The organism is Bacillus shivajii, from assembly GCF_020519665.1.
In the GTDB taxonomy this organism is placed as follows: domain Bacteria; phylum Bacillota; class Bacilli; order Bacillales; family Salisediminibacteriaceae; genus Bacillus_CA; species Bacillus_CA shivajii.
Genome location: NZ_CP084703.1, coordinates 2468274 through 2486784 on the forward strand (window position 1 = coordinate 2468274; position 18511 = coordinate 2486784).

General features: G+C 36.0%; 21 protein-coding genes, 1 tRNA gene and 2 pseudogenes. 4 read left to right on the forward strand and 20 right to left on the reverse strand.

What is annotated here, in order from left to right:
• The first annotated feature begins 230 nt into the window (after positions 1-230).
• A complete protein-coding gene (gene sspO / locus LGQ02_RS12030; RefSeq protein WP_226514616.1) occupies positions 231-380 on the forward strand; it encodes a small acid-soluble spore protein SspO in 150 nt (49 codons plus the stop codon).
• 74 nt (positions 381-454) lie between these two features.
• On the opposite strand, the gene LGQ02_RS12035 is transcribed toward sspO, so the two are convergent.
• Positions 455-709 carry a hypothetical protein gene (locus LGQ02_RS12035; RefSeq protein WP_226514617.1) on the reverse strand — a complete coding sequence of 85 codons (255 nt, stop codon included), beginning with the start codon at positions 707-709 and terminating at the stop codon, positions 455-457.
• 148 nt (positions 710-857) lie between these two features.
• Between LGQ02_RS12035 and LGQ02_RS12040 the strand changes: the two genes are divergently transcribed.
• Positions 858-995, forward strand: coding sequence for a small acid-soluble spore protein P (locus tag LGQ02_RS12040; protein WP_226514618.1), 138 nt, complete (start codon positions 858-860; stop codon positions 993-995).
• A gap of 32 nt (positions 996-1027) precedes the next feature.
• On the opposite strand, the gene selA is transcribed toward LGQ02_RS12040, so the two are convergent.
• The 3 genes from selA to LGQ02_RS21515 form a co-directional block, all read right to left on the reverse strand.
• Positions 1028-2467 carry an L-seryl-tRNA(Sec) selenium transferase gene (selA, locus tag LGQ02_RS12045; protein ID WP_226514619.1) on the reverse strand — a complete coding sequence of 480 codons (1440 nt, stop codon included), beginning with the start codon at positions 2465-2467 and terminating at the stop codon, positions 1028-1030.
• Between the two features lie 320 nt (positions 2468-2787).
• Positions 2788-2922, reverse strand: a complete 135-nt coding sequence (locus LGQ02_RS21320) for a hypothetical protein (protein ID WP_264183980.1) — start codon at positions 2920-2922, stop codon at positions 2788-2790.
• Between the two features lie 269 nt (positions 2923-3191).
• On the reverse strand, positions 3192-3428 hold the full coding sequence (locus LGQ02_RS21515) for an Rdx family protein (protein ID WP_404802350.1): 237 nt from the start codon (positions 3426-3428) through the stop codon (positions 3192-3194).
• A gap of 115 nt (positions 3429-3543) precedes the next feature.
• On the opposite strand from LGQ02_RS21515, the gene selD reads away from it, so the two are divergent.
• A complete protein-coding gene (gene selD, locus LGQ02_RS12055; RefSeq protein ID WP_404802427.1) occupies positions 3544-4599 on the forward strand; it encodes a selenide, water dikinase SelD in 1056 nt (351 codons plus the stop codon).
• Between the two features lie 157 nt (positions 4600-4756).
• On the opposite strand, the gene LGQ02_RS12060 is transcribed toward selD, so the two are convergent.
• The 16 genes and pseudogenes from LGQ02_RS12060 to LGQ02_RS12135 form a co-directional block, all read right to left on the reverse strand.
• Complete coding sequence (locus tag LGQ02_RS12060; protein ID WP_226514620.1) at positions 4757-4900, reverse strand: hypothetical protein; 144 nt, start codon at positions 4898-4900, stop codon at positions 4757-4759.
• Positions 4901-5185: 285 nt separating this feature from the next.
• Entirely contained in the window at positions 5186-5509 is a 324-nt protein-coding gene (locus LGQ02_RS12065) for a hypothetical protein (RefSeq protein ID WP_226514621.1), read from the reverse strand.
• A 62-nt stretch (positions 5510-5571) separates the two neighbouring features.
• Positions 5572-6753, reverse strand: coding sequence for an anti-sigma factor (locus LGQ02_RS12070; protein WP_226514622.1), 1182 nt, complete (start codon positions 6751-6753; stop codon positions 5572-5574).
• Positions 6754-6789: 36 nt separating this feature from the next.
• Positions 6790-7296: an RNA polymerase sigma factor gene (locus LGQ02_RS12075; RefSeq protein WP_226514623.1), complete on the reverse strand. Its 507-nt coding sequence runs from the start codon at positions 7294-7296 to the stop codon at positions 6790-6792.
• 548 nt (positions 7297-7844) lie between these two features.
• Positions 7845-8228 carry a DUF1761 domain-containing protein gene (locus LGQ02_RS12080; protein WP_226514624.1) on the reverse strand — a complete coding sequence of 128 codons (384 nt, stop codon included), beginning with the start codon at positions 8226-8228 and terminating at the stop codon, positions 7845-7847.
• A 71-nt stretch (positions 8229-8299) separates the two neighbouring features.
• Positions 8300-8455, reverse strand: a pseudogene (locus LGQ02_RS21585) (VOC family protein); the annotation flags it as partial.
• A 262-nt stretch (positions 8456-8717) separates the two neighbouring features.
• On the reverse strand, positions 8718-9287 hold the full coding sequence (locus LGQ02_RS12090; protein ID WP_226514625.1) for a hypothetical protein: 570 nt from the start codon (positions 9285-9287) through the stop codon (positions 8718-8720).
• A 98-nt stretch (positions 9288-9385) separates the two neighbouring features.
• A complete protein-coding gene (locus tag LGQ02_RS12095) occupies positions 9386-9634 on the reverse strand; it encodes a hypothetical protein (RefSeq protein WP_226514626.1) in 249 nt (82 codons plus the stop codon).
• A 193-nt stretch (positions 9635-9827) separates the two neighbouring features.
• The gene (locus tag LGQ02_RS12100; protein ID WP_226514627.1) at positions 9828-10235 is read right to left on the reverse strand and encodes a hypothetical protein; all 408 of its coding nucleotides are present in this window, start codon (positions 10233-10235) and stop codon (positions 9828-9830) included.
• Between the two features lie 328 nt (positions 10236-10563).
• The gene (locus LGQ02_RS12105) at positions 10564-11607 is read right to left on the reverse strand and encodes a glycosyltransferase family 4 protein (protein ID WP_226514628.1); all 1044 of its coding nucleotides are present in this window, start codon (positions 11605-11607) and stop codon (positions 10564-10566) included.
• Between the two features lie 4 nt (positions 11608-11611).
• Entirely contained in the window at positions 11612-13525 is a 1914-nt protein-coding gene (gene selB / locus LGQ02_RS12110; protein ID WP_226514629.1) for a selenocysteine-specific translation elongation factor, read from the reverse strand.
• A gap of 238 nt (positions 13526-13763) precedes the next feature.
• A complete protein-coding gene (locus LGQ02_RS12115) occupies positions 13764-15170 on the reverse strand; it encodes an NAD-dependent malic enzyme (protein ID WP_226514630.1) in 1407 nt (468 codons plus the stop codon).
• A gap of 174 nt (positions 15171-15344) precedes the next feature.
• Positions 15345-15440 (reverse strand): annotated as a pseudogene (locus LGQ02_RS12120) (transposase); the annotation flags it as partial.
• Between the two features lie 199 nt (positions 15441-15639).
• The gene (locus LGQ02_RS12125; RefSeq protein ID WP_226514631.1) at positions 15640-16017 is read right to left on the reverse strand and encodes a Na-translocating system protein MpsC family protein; all 378 of its coding nucleotides are present in this window, start codon (positions 16015-16017) and stop codon (positions 15640-15642) included.
• Positions 16018-16373: 356 nt separating this feature from the next.
• The gene (locus LGQ02_RS12130) at positions 16374-17570 is read right to left on the reverse strand and encodes an L-lactate MFS transporter (protein ID WP_226514632.1); all 1197 of its coding nucleotides are present in this window, start codon (positions 17568-17570) and stop codon (positions 16374-16376) included.
• A gap of 222 nt (positions 17571-17792) precedes the next feature.
• Positions 17793-17889 (reverse strand) — tRNA-Sec (locus tag LGQ02_RS12135).
• Positions 17890-18082: 193 nt separating this feature from the next.
• On the opposite strand from LGQ02_RS12135, the gene LGQ02_RS12140 reads away from it, so the two are divergent.
• Positions 18083-18406 (forward strand): hypothetical protein, encoded by a 324-nt coding sequence (locus LGQ02_RS12140; RefSeq protein WP_226514633.1) that lies wholly within the window; start codon positions 18083-18085, stop codon positions 18404-18406.
• The last annotated feature ends 105 nt before the right edge of the window (positions 18407-18511 follow it).

Genomic DNA, 18511 nt, shown 5'->3' on the forward strand with positions numbered 1-18511 from the left:
TAGTAAATTTTTAGTACAATAATTATTTGTGTAATTTTTCACCCTTAACATAGCAGGCCTGTTAATCTTCACTGTTGAATTTCGAAAATAAAAAAAACGCCTGCGAGGAAATGAAAAATGAACAGATTTCGTACTTATTCCTAGAGGTAAGCAAGTGAACACTACCTTTTAAAAGCCAACATAAAAAATCAAAACAATGTGAAACCTACCTCCTAGGAGGTGTTATGAAAATGACGAAAAAGAAAGCAAATCATATTCGGCCAGGAATGAATGATGCTAGTGCTCAAGGCAGAGGGGTTGGCTATGAGGAAGGACACGAAAATGACCCTTTGACAGCTAAAGAAAGACAATTCAATAAAAAAACAAAAAAACGTCAATAAATAATAATAAAGGCTGCCATATTGGACAGCCTTTATTTTTTATCGTTAAATCTGATAAAGTGAGATGAAAATCGTTATTCCATTAAATCCTGCTTATATCTTTCTAGTTCCGCTGTATATTGTTCGAGTTGTCTACGCTGATGCTCAGAGGCATTTAAATGTGCCTTTTGAATTACTTGTGTTGCTTCATCTAATTCTTGTACAGCTACTTTATAATGGTGACCATACTCTGCTTCTTCGGGATGTAGATCTTCCATCGCTTCTTGCAATTGAACAAAAGCTTGTTGCGCGGCTTCAAATGCTTGGCGTTTATTTTTATGATATGGCATGTTCATGCTCCCCCTTTAATTTAGCTTTCACCTTATTTTTTTACAGACAAAAGAGAATATACGAGGAATAATTTCGGTACAAAAAATTAATATCTACTCGGATGAAAACATCAAGGTAGTAAAAGATAAGGATAAGGAGGGATTAGCTATGACAGAAAAAAACACATATAAAAGTCAACGAAGAAATTCAGCAAAAAATGCCCGAAGTGGTCAACCTGAACCGATGTCTGGGTCTCATAAAGTAAAGAAGCACAATCACGTGGGGCAAACAGATGGAGAAGGATAATTTTATTACATGAAAACAAAGAGCAGAGTGATTCACTCTGCTCTTTCGTCTAATTCCATTACACTTTGAATAAGTAAGTCAATTTCATCTTCTGCAATCGTACAAAAATCTACAAAGACTTCTCCATCAACCACTCTCGAAATTACTGGCGTTCGTACTTGTCTAAGTGCTTCATCAAGCTGGTTAACCGTTAATGTGTCATGAATGAACTGTAAACCTACGGAAGGTTGTTCAACAGCTGGCATTGTCCCGCCACCAACTTGGGAGGTTACCTCTTTTTTCACAAAGGCTATGCTTGATGATATATCTTCGACCTTATTTAAAAAGGTACTCACTTTTTTACTAATCTGTTCAACCGATTGTAATATATCTCTTTTCGTTGGTATGGCTGATTGGTTATTGTCTTCGTATAAATACGAATAAATTGTAGCTTCTAATGCAGCTAATGTCATCTTATCAAGTCTGAGTACTCGTGCAAGTGGATGTTTTTTTAACTTATCAATTAGTTCCTTCTTTCCAGCAATAATTCCTGCTTGAGGGCCACCAAGAAGTTTATCTCCACTAAAAGATACGATATCTGCGCCATTTTTTATAGCTTCTTTCACAACTGGTTCTTCACCAATTCCATCGTGTTTAAATGGATATAATGAGCCACTACCTAAATCTTCATACACGATTATCGAATGATTTGATTGATCTTGACATGTTTGTGCAATTTGCTGTAATTCTTTAGAGGAGACATCCTTTGTAAAGCCGACCGTTTTAAAGTTACTCGTATGTACTTTCATAAACATTGCTGTTTTCTCAGTGACAGATTGTTCATAATCGTATGGGTGGGTTTTATTTGTTGTCCCTACTTCAACTAATGTTGCATCACTTTCTTCCATTATTGTTGATACTCGGAAAGATCCCCCAATTTCAACGAGTTCTCCTCTTGATACTACAACTTCTTTGCCTTTTGTTAAGGCACGTAAAATCATATAAACAGCCGAAGCATTATTATTTACAGCCATGGCTGCTTCTGCACCAGTTACTTTTTGAATGAGGCCTTCAATAATAGCATGTCTTGAACCTCTTTCTCCCTTCTCGATGTTATACTCTAAGTTACTATAATGCTTTGATGTTTCAACAACTCGCTCAATTGCTTGCTTACTAAGTCGAGCTCTTCCTAAATTTGTATGTAGAACTGTTCCGGTTCCGTTTAAGACCCTTTTCAAATTAAAGACATTGTTCGTTGTAGCTCTTTCTTTTAGAGATGCTAAAATATGTGCTAAAAAATCCTCTCTTGTAAATTCATCGAATGTTCGTTCACCATTCATTACCTGTTGTCGAGTAGTTTCGATAATGTCTTGAACCCACTCTTTAACGAGCACGGGTGAAAGCTCGTGTTTACCAATAAGGTTTTGATACGCTTTCGATTTTTGTATCATATGTACCGGTGGTATTAAAGCAAATTTTTGCTTTCTGTTCATGTTTTCCATCACTCCAAGAACTTCCATTTTTTTCTTCTTATATATTGAAGGTTTTTTGGTCATCTTAATTAGTGAAGAGGAGGTCAAGCACTTCTTCTTCTGAGAGTTGATACAGGAATGAAGGGATTTCGACGTCTATTGATACCTTGGAGGGGTGGTTAGCTTGTACTCATAACAAGCGAACGTAATACACGTTCAAGGGAATTAAAACGTACGAAAAATGAGGTGTTTCCAAAAGACAAACATCGACTTTACCCCAGAGGAAGCCAGTATCGACTCTAGAAAAGGTGGTCTTTTTCGGACCACCTTTTTCTCTTGTCTTACTTTCCTGTACCAAAGTTTTCTCTTTCACGTTCAAGTTCAGCCCGTTCACGATAATCTTTAATTAACCCAGAAGCATAAACTGCTATTCCAATTCCAACCCCAATACCAATTCCTTTAAATACTCGCTTCATTTCCCGCTCCCCCTTCAAAGATCATTGTTACATAATCATTATACAAAATAACGTCATACAACAACAAATGACAAAAGATCAACAATTTATAAAGTAGCAAAAACTCATTCACCGAGAGTTTACAACACCATTTTGGAAGTGAAGTTCACGCTCTTCATTCGGAATTTCCCATCTTATTTTGAGTTATGAAATTGATTCAAAGAGAAAAAAATAATAAAAAGAGCTGAATAAAAGCGATTTATTCACCCTCATTCAGCCTTCGTGTCATATTATTTGTTTTCTAACTGTTTAATAATTTCTTCTGAATCGGGAAACTCCTTTGTTTCCAGTTTTGAATAAATTTTTTCTCCATCAACTGTGACTTCAAATGCTCCACCTGAAGCTGGAACTAAGTCTAATAATGTAATATCAGAACGGAAATGACTAAATAGCTCTTCTGCGAAACTCGCAGCTTTTGGTGCATAGTTTCACTGCATGCAAAATTCTACAGTTAATTTGAAACTCATAAAACATGTCCCCTTTTGTGAAAAATTTGTGAACGTTATAAAATAATTTTATCTCATTATTTGTCAACAATCAAAAAACATGCTTATACTTAGTGTGAGGAGGTGCTCGTAAATGATGAATGAAAACGAAACAAACATAAGACTTACTGAACAAACAAAAAAAGGTGGTTGAGGATGCAAAATTGGTCCTGATGACCTGGCGCAAGTTTTGCGTCATTTACCTGAGAAACAAAAAGATGACCGACTACTCGTTGGCCACGAAACATCCGATGACGGTGGCGTTTACAAGCTAACAGATGAGATTGCACTTATTCAAACGGTCGATTACTTTACACCGATCGTTGATGATCCATATATGTTCGGTCAAATTGCAGCAGCAAACGCGTTAAGTGACGTCTATGCAATGGGTGGAAAACCAACTACAGTATTAAACATCGTCGGATACCCAATTAAAAAACTTCCGTACCATATGTTGGCCGACATTTTAAAAGGGGCTGCTGATAAAGTCGAAGAAGCAGGAGCTGTTACAGTCGGCGGACACTCGATTGATGATATTGAACCGAAATTTGGTTTAAGTGTAACAGGTACTGTCCACCCGGAGCGAGTCATGAAAAACGTTGGTGCTAAGCCTGGTGATGTTTTAGTTTTAACAAAACCGGTCGGTGTGGGGATTTTAACCCAAGCGATTAAAAAGCAACAAGCAACTGAAAGTGAAGAAGCCGCTGTGACACAAGCTATGACAGAATTAAACCGTGTGGCATGTGAAAGTTTAGCTGACTTAGAAGTACACGCTGTAACAGATGTAACTGGATTTGGGCTTTTAGGACATGCATACGAGATGGCTAATGGAAGTAACGTCTCCTTTGAATTTCAATATAACAATATTCCTGTCCTTGAAGGGGCAATCCAACATGCACAAGGTGGGATAATGCCTGGCGGTACAAAAGCAAACCATAAATGGTTGGCTGAGGAAATCGAGTATGATGAAGATTTAAGTGAAGCAGAACAGTTTCTACTTTGTGATACGATCACATCTGGTGGCCTTCTGCTCAGTATGCCAGAACGTGATGCTAAAACATATTTAGACAAAGTGAATGAATTACGTGAAACTCAATCAGTCATTGTTGGCTCTGTAAAAGAAAAGAGTACAAAAACGATTTACGTGAAGTAACGTTTCTTGGTAGTAAAAATGAAAAAACATGATGAATTGCACCGCATTTGCGGTGCAATTTGTATTATGATCGTAAAAAAAATAGTACAATCATATTTGATTGCACTCTGCAAGAAACTTCCGTCTGAACGACGAATACGATACCGTAAATCTTATTTCATTTTCTTACAAGCCTCCATAATCGTTGAATCATTTCATATATACCAAGACGTTCACCAATACCATTGGCCACTTTCATTATAAGCCCAATCATGAGAATAAAGAAAAAAATGATTAAAATGTAGTTGAAGATAAGATCCAAGTTACCACCTCTGTTTCAAAAAAACGGTTGTTGAACACTCTTACAAATTCAAGCGTATTTCGTTTTTATACTCACGTTAACACACCTATTATGTTTTACCTTTTTTATCAATCTTGAATAATTTCGGTTGAATCAATCGCCGAATCACGATTGCCGGTGTCTCTTTAATTGTATGCCCTTTTTGAATAGATACATAGTATTTTCCACCAGCCATTGAAATAGAGTTTGTATGTTGTTCACTTTTTATATTCACGGTATATTGAGATTTCCAGATAATGAAAAAAACTACTTACTAACACCATTCGTTCCTTTCAAAGATACATCGGTGGTAAGCTTTCCTATCCCATAGTCTCCATTACTACTTACTAGTTCACTAATGTGAAAAGTTTTTAGGCGGTCATTCGTAATGAATAACTGTTCCCCTTTTTTCGTTGCCATTAACAAGATCCCTTCAAGCACGTTAGATTGATATTCTTTTATTGCTTCTTCTTCTGTTGTAAATAACTCATCCTCTTGTAATGAATCCGTTAATGCGGAGCTTTCACTACAACCTACAACTAGTAATAAAATCATTGTTCCTAAAATCAACATTTTTAAAATTGATAACAACCCCTTTCGAAAATACAGTATATTTTTGTACTCCAAAACAGAACTACGCAGTTTTGAGATGATTAATTATAAATCGTACCTCCTGCTGGTGTATGGTACCAATTCCAAAAGTCGACTTCTCCTAACGTCGCATAAATAATTTGTTCATTCTCTTGTAACTGCAATAGCTCTTTTGTTGGACCAGTTACGACGACACCATACGTTTTCACACCATTTTCAACTACGTATTCGTACCTTTCTTTTATACTTACTTCTCGATCAATTCTCCATATATATTGTTTGGCAAGACTTTCGTTATCAGCTAAAAACTGTAATCCTGTTTTAAATACTCCTGCTCGAACGTCACCATCACCTCTTACCGAAACAGATCCACCACCTCGGGAAAAATCAAAAATTGCTGCTTCGTGTAATCCCCATACGCCATTATTCGCACTTAAATATGGGGATCTGTCGCCTGAATGCTCATAGCCAGTGTCGATTGCATACCAAGGAATCTCCAAGTCATACCCATTAAGAATCGTGCACACTTCATCAATGTCGTATAATTGATCAAATGTAATCGCTAGCTCTGAGACCGTTCCTTCAGGAAGATAATCAAGTGCTTCCCAAGTTTCATCTAAGTGTTCACGATAAAAGTTTTGTTCACTCGTTGGTTGGGTTTCAACATTTTCAGGGTGGAGAAAGTAAAGCTTGACATCATATTGGCCATCCGCCCAGGCTCTATTCACATTCAAGCGATTAAAAAACATTTTACCTTCTAGTTGACCAATTGCTTTACGTTCCCTGCCTAATTGTTTTTGAATCGTATAATCCATATCTAAAGTGAAGTAAAAGTTCGTATTCATTCCACCGCCACCAACGTATACGTTTGGCATCGTCATTTGGGTAGCCGTTTGGACTACTTGAGTTGCAGTTGCTCCTCTTCCTTCATCACCACCAAATCCATAATAAAAAGCAGTAAGTACACCACTGACAACACTAATAATAATAAATAAGCTGATGACAGTGAATGCATTAGAAAGGCGATTTTTCCACTTTGCTTTACGTATCATTCGTCTCTGTTTCTTTTCTGATAAACCTTGTAACGGATCGTCTTGATTGTTGACTATCTTTGTCCTTCCTTCTTGTTCAACTAAGTTGTCATTAAGTAATTGTTCACATTCAGAACAAGTTTCTAGATGCTCTTCGACCATACCTTCTTCTTCTTCTGAACACTGCCCATTCATATAGGCATCCCATTTCATTTTAACCTCTTTACAATTCAATTCTCGTATCACCCTTCACTCACGATTTTCATCTTCTAACAACTTTTGAATATCTTTTCGCCCTCTAAAAATCGTCACCTTTACTTTCGAGATAGAAATATCAAACATTTCCGCAATTTCATGATATGAAAAATGATAGTAATCTCTCAAAATAATAATCTTTCGTTTTGAGATTGGTAATTGACCAACGGCTTCAAACCATCCATCAATACGATTTTTCACCATAAATTCATGTTCGGCACTATTGACTTCAAGATTCTTTTTCACATCCTCTAGATCACCATAATAAGAAATTCGTTTCTCTTTCCTTACAATATCAATGAATGTATGATAAGCAACTTTAAATAACCATGGTTTCACCTTTTCCTGCTCAAAAGTTTCAACGTGAAAGTAGGCTCGATAAAAGGTCTCTTGAACGATATCTTCTGTTAATGGTTGATCTTTACAAAGTGAATATATATATCGGTATAAATCCATCATATAAACCGAATAAATTTCTTCTAACGTAATACCCTTTTCCATCAAAGCCTCCTTTCACTATATCCACGGTTGAACAAATAAAAAGTTACAAAATATCATATGTTTTTTTCAAAAGGCTTTGTTAAAGAGTATTGCCTCTTTCTCTACTAGCATTGCTTTGTAGTTTATCCGTCAACCGGGCAAGACGCCACGTCCTGTGGCATGCCTGGCATTAGGACACCCTGTCTGTCGAGGCAGCTCTTAGCGTATTCTAGAAGATTACTTGTTGTTCCTGCGTTTACTCGTCACAGCTCAAAGCTGTTCGAAGAAGTGATGCTCGTTGTTGATTTTTAACCTCTGTTTATATCAAAATACGGCTCGCTTGCCTCGGGCAACATCTCAGCCTCCTCGTTCGCAAGATTTGCTCACTTGCGGGGTCTTCTCTTGTTGCTTTTCCCGTAGGCGTCTCGCCTTTTTGATATCAAACTTGGTGGTATAATTATTACACTTCGATATCATCAATATTCAACAACGAACGATAACAGAGCCTTTCAAAAAGAAAACCCGGCGGTTGCCGAGCCTTAGAGAACCAATATCTTCAGTTTTTCACTCTAGCTAAACATCATCATCACTGCACCAATGATCGTTAAAACAATAATGTGGTAACCTACGCAAATGAAATATAAAGCTAATGGTTTTTGCGTATGCGTTCCAAGTCCAAAAATAAAATCCTTCGCATAAGCAAGAGCAACGATTACACCTAGAAACAGGCCAAATAGCGCCCCATCTATGATTGTTTCAGCCTCTGATAGTTGAAGGGCAACTGCTAAAAGGGTAGATGTTAAGATTGTCACCAAGGTAAGGATGCCGTATCTAGGGTGAGATGGAGTAATGTTTAATAGTTTTACCCACCGATTGCCAAATAAAATCGGTGAATAATAAAACATGCCAATAGCCATATATATAACAATTCCAATGAATATTTGTAGAACCATTACGTATTCCTTCTTTCTTATTTATAATGAGTTAAAATCTTTTATGTAGCTTCAACAACTAGCGCTTCATATTATGGCGCAACTAGTTCAACTTTGATTCGATCTGGATCTTCAAAATACACCGCATAGTAATCATCTCCAGCAGCATATAAGTGTTTCTCTTTATAAAGTATATGTACCCCTTTCTCTTTTAATTGATTCGTTATATCGTCCACTTGTTGGCTGGGCTCGGCATACCAATTGAGATCTGACTCAACTATTTCTATTTTCTCATTATCCCAAACAGGATAGTGTCTTTCATCAAAATAATTTTTCAAATTGTAATCCTCTATATTATTTTGTTAGTCTACTCTGTTGCTAAATCAAGCTACATCGTTACTTCAACATGAAACAGTGATTACCCGTTATTGAGCGAACTCTAACCGTTAGTTTAAGTAGATTCTCAAAAGATATAATGCGCCAACCTTTGATCATTATTTAGAAGCGAAATTAATGTAATTTTATTTCTTCTATTTTCCACTCCTCCTCGCTAACCATGACAAAGCCATACCTGTGTCTAATATCACGAATTGTGTTATAGGTTAGCAGTATTTTGTCTTTTTCAATTGAAAATTCTATTAGTTCTAAAACTGGGCTTTCAGACCAGTTTATCCATTCCCTGTCAACAAGAACGAAAAGTTCACCTTCGTACTCCATTACTCCTGCCTCTGTAGTAAACAATTCCTTAGCTTCATCGTGGATTGCTGTTTGCTTTAATAATTCAACAGTGTTTACCGCATCAGTAAAATCTTGATAATCCACTCTCTGAACCGCATCAATATCTTGTTGTAAAACGGATTTCTTTTCTAATAACTCTTCATTTTCCTTCTGTAACCCCTCTATTATCATGTCGGCTTCAGATAATTCATCTTCTAAACTAGTATTCTTCTTTATTAATCGCTCATTTTTTTGTTGGAGTTCCTCAAGTTTTATTGCTTCTTCACCAGGATCTCTAAAAATAAATAAAGTTAAAATGATTAACAGTATGATGATGCCAAAACTTATATAATTACTCTTCACTTAAGTCCCTCCAATATATTGAAAAATGCTTTCCGTTATCTACACTAGAAAAAGGGGGGGCTTGTTCCACTATTACTTCCGTTAAAACAACAAGAAAACTATGTCATTAGATAGTCAAAACTAATACCGAAAAGGATTATCCCAATACAGATCGTAAAATGAACCTTCTTTTCATTCACATTTGTTTTCTCTAAAATAGTAAAAATGATACCAATTAAACCGATAAAAACAGCACTTCTAATAAAATATGAGGTGTCCACGAGAAAGAGGTTTGGAAACTTTTGAACAAGTCCTGACATCCCCCCCATTACCCCTAATAACAAAGGAATTCTTAATTTCCAATACATTCACCTTAACCACCTTTCTTTACAGTTTCAACTGCATCATCAGTTCTCTTTCCTAGTTTAACTCTCTATCCAATACTTAATTAACTTTTATACATTATTTTAATGTTAACACTGATCCCCTTTATTTGGCATAAAAATGTAAAAAAGCGTCTCTGCTTGTTACAGAAACGCACTGCGTTATTTGAACCTTTTTCTAATTATCATCTAAGGATTTTCTGAAAGAACGACTCAATAGTATTCCAGTGAAAATTGCTAAAGCTATCCGCGCATCATGGGACGATGCAAATGAAAAAACACCTAAATCACCAAAGTGTGTAGTCCAATAAGCATAAGGTATAAATATGAAAACGAGCATTAAAACGGATGGGATTAACAGTACATTTATCTTTGGACTTTCCTTAATTAAACTTGCTATATTTCTCCATCCTAAGAGTATCCCAAAGGATAAAGCACACAGTACAAAGTAAGTGTGATAAACATTAAACGCTTGATAATCAAACATTTGTAATTGTTGATACATTGGATTTCGAAGGCTAGACATCAAGTAGAGAATAATAACCCCGATAAACGTTAACAGTACAAAAAAAGCTATTTTCCTCAAATAAGTTCTCTCCTTTAACTTCATTTTTCCCAGTGTGAATATTCTGTGCACAGACGAATTACCTTTTATTTTAACGTTATTCCGAAAAAAATCTACCTCTTCAAGCTTTAAGAAGGAGATGAATTTCAGTTGGGCGATAGACCAAAGGTTTTACAAACATATATTCCCGTAGTGGGATGAACCTATGACGTGTTCTTTGACTGTCACCTAAAAAACACATGTGATTTACTCTATGAAATCACATGTGTTTTTTCTATGAATCACTTGTTTTGCAATTCTGAAGTAACCTATAATGTTTTGATAAGTGCTAGTTGTCTCTATTTCTCGTCTAACAATTAATACGAGATCCCTTTAGTACCTGTCCATATAATCGCTCGTATGCAGATAACTCTCCGTTAGGGTCAAAATTACTTTTCATGAATTCGGTAGCATTCTTGATAATTTGTGATTTTATTTTTTCGTTTTGATACGCATTCAAGAATTTCGTTATAAACTCTTCTGGAGTTGTGAACAACAATCCGTTCTCATCATCACCAACGATGCTCTCATTACCAGGATTCTTCCTTGCTAAAATAAAGCATTGTTTTGCCATCGCTTCCAGCAAAGCGCCGGATTGTCCTTCATGAAGCGATGTATTTATGACGACATCGACCTTTTCATATAAGGCGTTCATACATTCATACGGAACTTCTCCGATATAGTGCAACCAATCATACTCTCTTTCTGCATTTAGCACTTCTTTATATACTTCTTCTTCAATGATGCTTCCTGCAATCAACAATTTAAGGTGAGGAAATTGGGTATTTTTTAGGGTATTCACTTCTTCTTTTAAGTACAAGACATCTTTCACTTTTCTTAACCCTGCAGGAAGAAATAAGATTGGCTCACCATTCTCTTTTAAAGCATACTCACAATTCCCTTCTGGGAAGTAAGGGGTTTGTGGTATTACGTGAACCTTTTCTACACTAGGTAAGTGTTTTCTAAGCTTTTGTTTCGCATCTTCTGTAAAAACGGTTAGCGCAGCGCTTTTATTTAACAATGTGCTCATTCGTTTCATTTTTTCTTTATCAAATAGGTCTTGGTTTACATCAGTACCACCTGAAGTAATAACGAGAGGTTGATTTATGGCAATGTCATGATTTTTCATCCATTCAGCAAACCTTCTAAAGTGTAAAACGTGAATGATATGTGCTTTCTTTAATAATTGTTCATGTTCTTTCGTCCATTCCTCTTCGTCATAAGCAAATATATTGATGTTCCAACCAGCATTAGTTAATAACGCTTCAAGCCTTTTAGCGGTCGTCGCATTTCCCCTATTTTCTTTATAATATGGAGTAAAAAAGGCGACATTCTTTTTATTTTCACACTTCATGAATTTAAGACTCCTTAGGGTTAACAGGGTTATTTAACCAAATTCGTACGTTGTCTTGACGTTTCGTTAATCGCAATTCATCTAACTTCTCCATAAACGGAACTAAATGTTTCCTTGTTAAGTCTAGAACCGCTTTCGCATCTTGTAAGGAAAACTCTTGATTTGTATTTTCATATAGATTGGAAGCTGCGCTATAAAAGTTTTTCGTCGTTATCATATGCTTTTCATCTAATTCCATCACTTCGTTTAACCTTAATAAATAATGGAACAATTCTGTTTGCATTTCAGGAGGAAGACCCGCTCGATCTGTTATATATTCATGTGGTTCAACTTGTAGTCCTTGTTGCTCTAATGTATCTAGCACTTGATTCATTCTCTTTTCCCACTGTTTTGGGAAAGATGGTTTAAATTCTGGTAGAGCAATGTATTGACCCGACTTTTTCAATCGATTAGTTTTGAAGCCTTCTTCAATGATTAACTCGGCAAGATTTTTCCCATAAGATTTTAAATCATTGATTAACTCAGCTTTCTTCTTTCCTTCTCTTAGTGGGAACTGTTGATGAAAGTGTCCAAGGTCTTCATCAATAACTTCAAACATCTCCTCTGCTATTGCTTCTAATACTACGATATTTGAAAGTTTCATTACGGTGTTTGCTTCGATGAGTTCATCTAATACTTCTTTTCCTTCATCATTTTGTATGCCCACAGATTTAAATAATGAATCAACTTCCATCCCTTTCTCTTTCTTTAACATATCTATGATTCGTTCTTTCGGAGTACCTTCTTTTTTCAAAGCAAGCATGTTTATTGTTTCTTCACCGAACTTATACTTTTCACCAACAGGGTCAATGACAAATCCACCACCAATTGTTTCAGCAGGGGTCGGACGTCTTAAAATAAAGCGATCGCCACGTTTTGTTACAATCGGCTTATCTAGACGTAACTGACAAAGGACATTTTCGCCTTCTATAAGGTCGTTTCTGTCAAAGAACACAATCTTCCCATATACTTCTGCTGTTCCGATATGAAGTTTAATATATCCCCTTTGTTTTAGCGGATACTTTAATGGGTGTGCAGTCGTTAAGCTTATATCAATTGTACTTGTCGTCGAGTAATATTGTGTGGAAACAAGGACATCTCCACGTTGGACATCTTGTTTTGAGACTCCCCCTAAGTTAATTGCAACGCGCTGTCCAGCACGACCTGCGTCCTTCGCTTCATGATGAACTTGAAGCTGCCTTGCTCTTACCTTTTGACGTTGTGGTAATATTTCTAGGGTTTCGCCTTCATGCACTTCTCCTTCATAAACCGTACCTCTTACTACCGTTCCTTGACCGTGAACAGTAAACACTTGGTCAATTGGTAAACGAAATACACCAGAAGAATCACGAGCTGGGACATTTGTTAAGTATGTTTGAATCGTTTCTCTTAATTCATCAATACCTCTTTTCGATACACTATCTACAAAAATGAGATCAGCATTCTCAAAAAATGTACCTTTTACTTGATCTGAAATATCTGCTTCAATGAGCTCAATCATATCTTCTTCAACTAAATCCGATTTCGTAACAACGATCAACCCTTTATGTATTCCGAGTAAATGTAATATTTCTAAGTGCTCTACGGTTTGTGGCATGACACCTTCATCTGCTGCCACAACAAGTAATACGAGGTCAATACCTGCTACCCCTGCAATCATTTGACGAATAAACTTTTCATGACCTGGTACATCAATGATTGAGACGGTTAAATCATCCGTTAGTTTTAATAGTGCGTAGCCGAGTTCAATCGAAATCGCTCGCTCCTTTTCTTCTTTCAATCGGTCTGTTTCGATATTTGTTAATGCTTTTGTTAGTGTTGTTTTTCCATGGTCAATATGACCTGCCATACCAAGTGTATAATAACGGTTTTCTCCCATAATTTCCCCCTCATTTCTCTTAAACAAAACAATTAATACTGCTATCTACCAGTAATAAGATTTATCTCCTTTCTATGATAGAAAGAAAATGTACAAAACGCAATGACTGTACGGTTTCTTGATAAAAAATAAAAGAGGGACGCTTCAAAAAAGCCCCCTCAACATCATCGGTTTGTCATATGGCCTATATGCTTTATTAGTATGACAATAAATGTTTTCTCATCGTTTACATGTACAGTTAATCCTTCTTTTTCTTTTTTGCAACCCCTGTTTCAAATCCAGCTTGCATGACAGCTTCACGAATTTTTGGCACAACAAGATCGTTAAATACACCTGGAATAATATAATCCTCATTTAATTCATCATCATGAATGGAAGAGGCAATCGCCTGAGCTGCAGCAAGCTTCATTTCTTCGTTTATATCTGAGGCTCTGCAGTCAAGCACTCCTCGAAAAATGCCTGGAAAACATAAGACATTATTGACTTGGTTCGGAAAATCTGACCTTCCGGTAGCCATCACCTTTACATATGGTTTTGCGATTTCAGGTGATATTTCAGGGTTTGGATTTGCAAGCGCAAATACAATAGGATCGACTGCCATATTTTTAACATCTTCTTCACGAAGAATATTCGGAGCAGATACTCCGATGAAAACATCGGCATCATGGATCACAGAAGAAATAGGCCCTTTTTCATTATTTGGATTCGTGTTGTTTGCATACCAATTCCACATATTATTATCATAAGTTTCATCACTCGTTAATGCACCGTATCGATCAACACCAATTACATTTTTTGCACCAGCTGTTATAAGCATTTTCGTAATCGCGATCCCGGCGGCTCCTATTCCACAAACAACAATTTTACAATTACTGATTGATTTATTCGTTACTTTAAGTGCATTCAGTAATCCGGCAAGAGCGACAATGGCCGTTCCGTGCTGATCATCGTGAAATACCGGAATATCAATTTCTTTTTTTAACCTCTCTTCAATTTCAAAACATTGTGGAGAACCAATATCCTCTAAATTGATTCCTCCAAAAGAAGGGCTTAACGATTTAATGATTTGGATCATTTCTTCCGTATCTGTTGAGTTAAGACAAAGCGGAAAAGCGTCTACCCCTGCAAATTGTTTAAATAACATTGCTTTGCCTTCCATTACTGGCATAGCAGCTTCCGGCTTAATCTTTCCTAGACCTAAAACAGCTGTTGCATTTGATACAACAGCAACTGTATTCTTTTTTATCGTTAAATTGTATGCCAATGATGGGCTTTCTTCGATCGCCATACACACCCTTGCTACTTCAGGTGTGTAAACATGAGAAAGTTCTTCACGATTATCAATTTTATTTTTTGATAATACTTCTATTTTTCCGCCTAAATGAAGCAAAAATGTTCGGTCTGATACGTGTTTGATGTTAACCCCTCGTAATTGATGAACCGATTCTATAATATTTTTTTCGACTTCTTCACTACTTATGTTAATACTAATATCACGGACAGTTACTTCAGGTCCCTCTTTTATCACATCGATCGCAATCATATCTCCACCTGATTGACCGATAACTGTCGCAATTTCTCCAAAAGATATATCTTTTTTATTGATCTCCAAACGTAAAATAATTGTCATTGTAGATCGTACCATTTTACTCCATCCTTTTTTAGTTTCGACGATAGTTACTGGTAGTATTTCTAAATGATTAAGCTTTTATCATAGAGATTACCCTAGAACAATATGTAGCAAACGTACCGAGGCTAGAGCAAATGTCGCAATTGTGTTTAGAGACGGAAGTGAGTGTGTCACTTATTTTTAGCGGTGGAAAATAATCTTCCTTCGATACTTCGGTATAAACACAATGTGGTACTTACAATTCCACCTTGTGTATGATAAACTTTTGTCGCTCGATATGAGCATATCTCCTCTCGTTTTTATGAAGTTGGTTTGGCGGCCACTTCTATTATCTAAACGAGAGGAGATTTTTTTCTATTACAACCCTTAAAAGTTTATTTCCACAAAGGCAGACCCTATAGTTTAAAAAAACTGTAATTACTGTAATAAAAAAATGAGAATCACCAAGGTTCTTAACCTTTTTTGATCCTCATTTTTATTAGGATTATGAAACAGTTAAAGTACCATTTTCCTCAAGGTTATCTGCGAGTCGAAAAACGATGATTCGCTCCCCTGTACTTGTACTAATGTCCGTGTGGAAGCATGTAACTTGTTTCCCAGTTATTTTAAAAATGATTTCATTTAATTGTGGCACCCCTGATTCCACTAAATCACAGCGTGTTTTTTTTACTGTTGATTTTCCTTCTTTTGTTTGGCAAAGTGTATATTCTGCTGGCGTTAAAATGCCTTTTAGTGTCACGATAATCATGTCTCTTAAAATATCTGTTTTTACAGAAACAGACCCTCTTCCTAAATAATCTTTTTCCCATTGCGTTAATTCTTTACTAATTTCAGCTTCCATTGAGCCTTTTGTGAATTCCACGCTTTACTCCTCCTTAAACAAAACTTAGCTTATCGCTAAAGAGATTCTTAGTAAGCGAAATGTGTTTACATAGAAGCTCTTATACTTTAGTGCAATTCCTTAATAATAATAATGAACTTCGGCTGATTTCGATCACTTCGTGTGATCAACGCCGAAGTCAACACATCCTGTGGAAGTAATCCTTAATCCTTTAGCAAAGTTAGACATTATTAAAGTGTAACAAAAAACGGTATATTCCTTTCTATTTCTAGCTAGGAAATATACCGTGCTATCATTTATATTCTGAAATAAATCTTAACGATATGTTCATGTTAAGTCAATATCATTTGTGAAGCGCCTTACAATTAAATACATTATTATGATGCTTTTCTTTCTAAAATGTTTGTTGTCGTTGATTTTTGCGGAACTGTGATAACTTTAGCTATGACCATTGATACACCACATACAAGAGCGGATAAAAGGAAAGCTTGCTGAAATGGAATTAAGTTGATAATAAATGGTCCCGCAAATGCAGACAGTCCATATGCTTGATACATAATTCCATAGTTACTTCCCATATTTTTTGTCCCATAATAATCAGCAGTAATAGATGGGAATACGGCAAGGAATCCTCCAAAACAAAACCCTATGACAGACACTGCCACCATAAATGTTGCATATGACAATATGCCAGTACTCATATAAACCATCACAAGCGTTGTTAACCCATAAATCACCATGAGTGTATTACTTCTACCAATACTATCTGATATTTTTCCTAAAACAATCCGACCAGCAGCATTAAACAATGCAATGACCATCACTGCGTTTGCTGCTGTTTCAATATCAAGACTTGCTAAATCAACGCCAATGTCTACAGCATAACTAATCACCATTAAACCTGACATCGATCCAAATAAAAAAATGGACCATAAAAAGTAAAATTGTCGTGTTTTGAACATCTCTTTCGGTGAATAATCCTGACTTGCATCAGTAACATCTGTTTGGATTTCCTCCTTATTCTGGGGAGGGTTCTTTAATAATTGTGCACCTAAAACAACGAAAAATAAATAAATTATACCAAGGTATAAGAAAGTTGATGATACACCAACACCAGCTAAGAACGAGCTAATGACCGGTTGAAAAACTAATCCCCCTAACCCAAAGCCAGCAACAGCAATACCGCTAATTAAACCCCTCTTTTCTGGGAACCACTTTACACAAGCAGATAGTGGACAAACATAAGTCATACCAATTCCTGCCCCACCTATGATTCCATAGAAGAAATAAAGTTGATAGATCGTCGTTGCTTGACTAGCTAAAATAAGTCCAATACCTAGTAACAGACCGCCAATCGTTGCGACCCACCTTGGTCCTATTTTATCTTGTAATCTACCAGCTACGATCGTAAACATGGCAAATGTGGCGATCGTGATTGAAAAAGTAAAAACAACCTCTTCTCGATACCATCCGAATTCATCCATCAGTGGTTGATTAAATAAACTCCAAGCGTATACAGCGCCTAAATTAAGTTGAATAATCACTGCTCCTAAAACAACTAACCAACGTCTCATGTCATTGACCTCCTAAATGTTTAAACATGTATTAACTCTTCCAAACTGTAATCCATGAATTTTCTGATAATAAAAAAGAGGCCAACGATGATAAAATTACATATCAACGTTGACCTCTCTCGTACTCACGAAATATCGTGTTTACTTAAGCCGTCATCTATAAACGCCCTTTTAATTGAAGGTGTTATTTTGTCAAGGTATGGATTATAACGTAAGTTTCTATGGCGGGACCGTGTGGGAATCGAACCCACCGGAGACGTCACGCGCCTCCCTGAAGGTTTTGAAGACCTCGGCAAACACCAGTTACACATCCGGCCCCAATTTATAATAAGGTTTATTCAAAGCAAATTGAATAAGCCACGAATATTATTTTAACGATTTTTGTCTTTCATGACAAGTATTATTTCTAGATTTATTATGTTTATTATTTGGCAATTTCAACTATTCACCATAAAAATATGAATCTGTTATAATAGGTTTATTACTTTTTAACTTTTGTAGGAGTGACTAACATGATCCAAGTTGATACGATTGCTGATTTTTATTTTGATTTAAATACAAGTGACCATTACGAAGATGAAGTGAAAAATTATTTAACGAACCTACAAGGGAAAATGACAGCTAAAGAAATCATTCGTGTTGCTGAACCATTTAAGAGTAATGTTGGTTTAACATCAAGAGTAACTGTTCGACTAATATTAAAACTTGAAGAAAGTAGAGAGTGTAGACATATAGATGACTATGCTGGTAAGGTCTTTCCTTTCCTAAAAAAACACCTTAAAGGCGAACTAATAACAACAAGAAATACTACTTTTAAATATATAAGAGCATCCTAAAAAACTGCATTTTAACTCAATAAGTCTCAAAATCAATGACTTAAATGAAAACGAGACTTTTTTTTACTCATAAAAAGATATAATATTATAGTTAAATGAATCTAA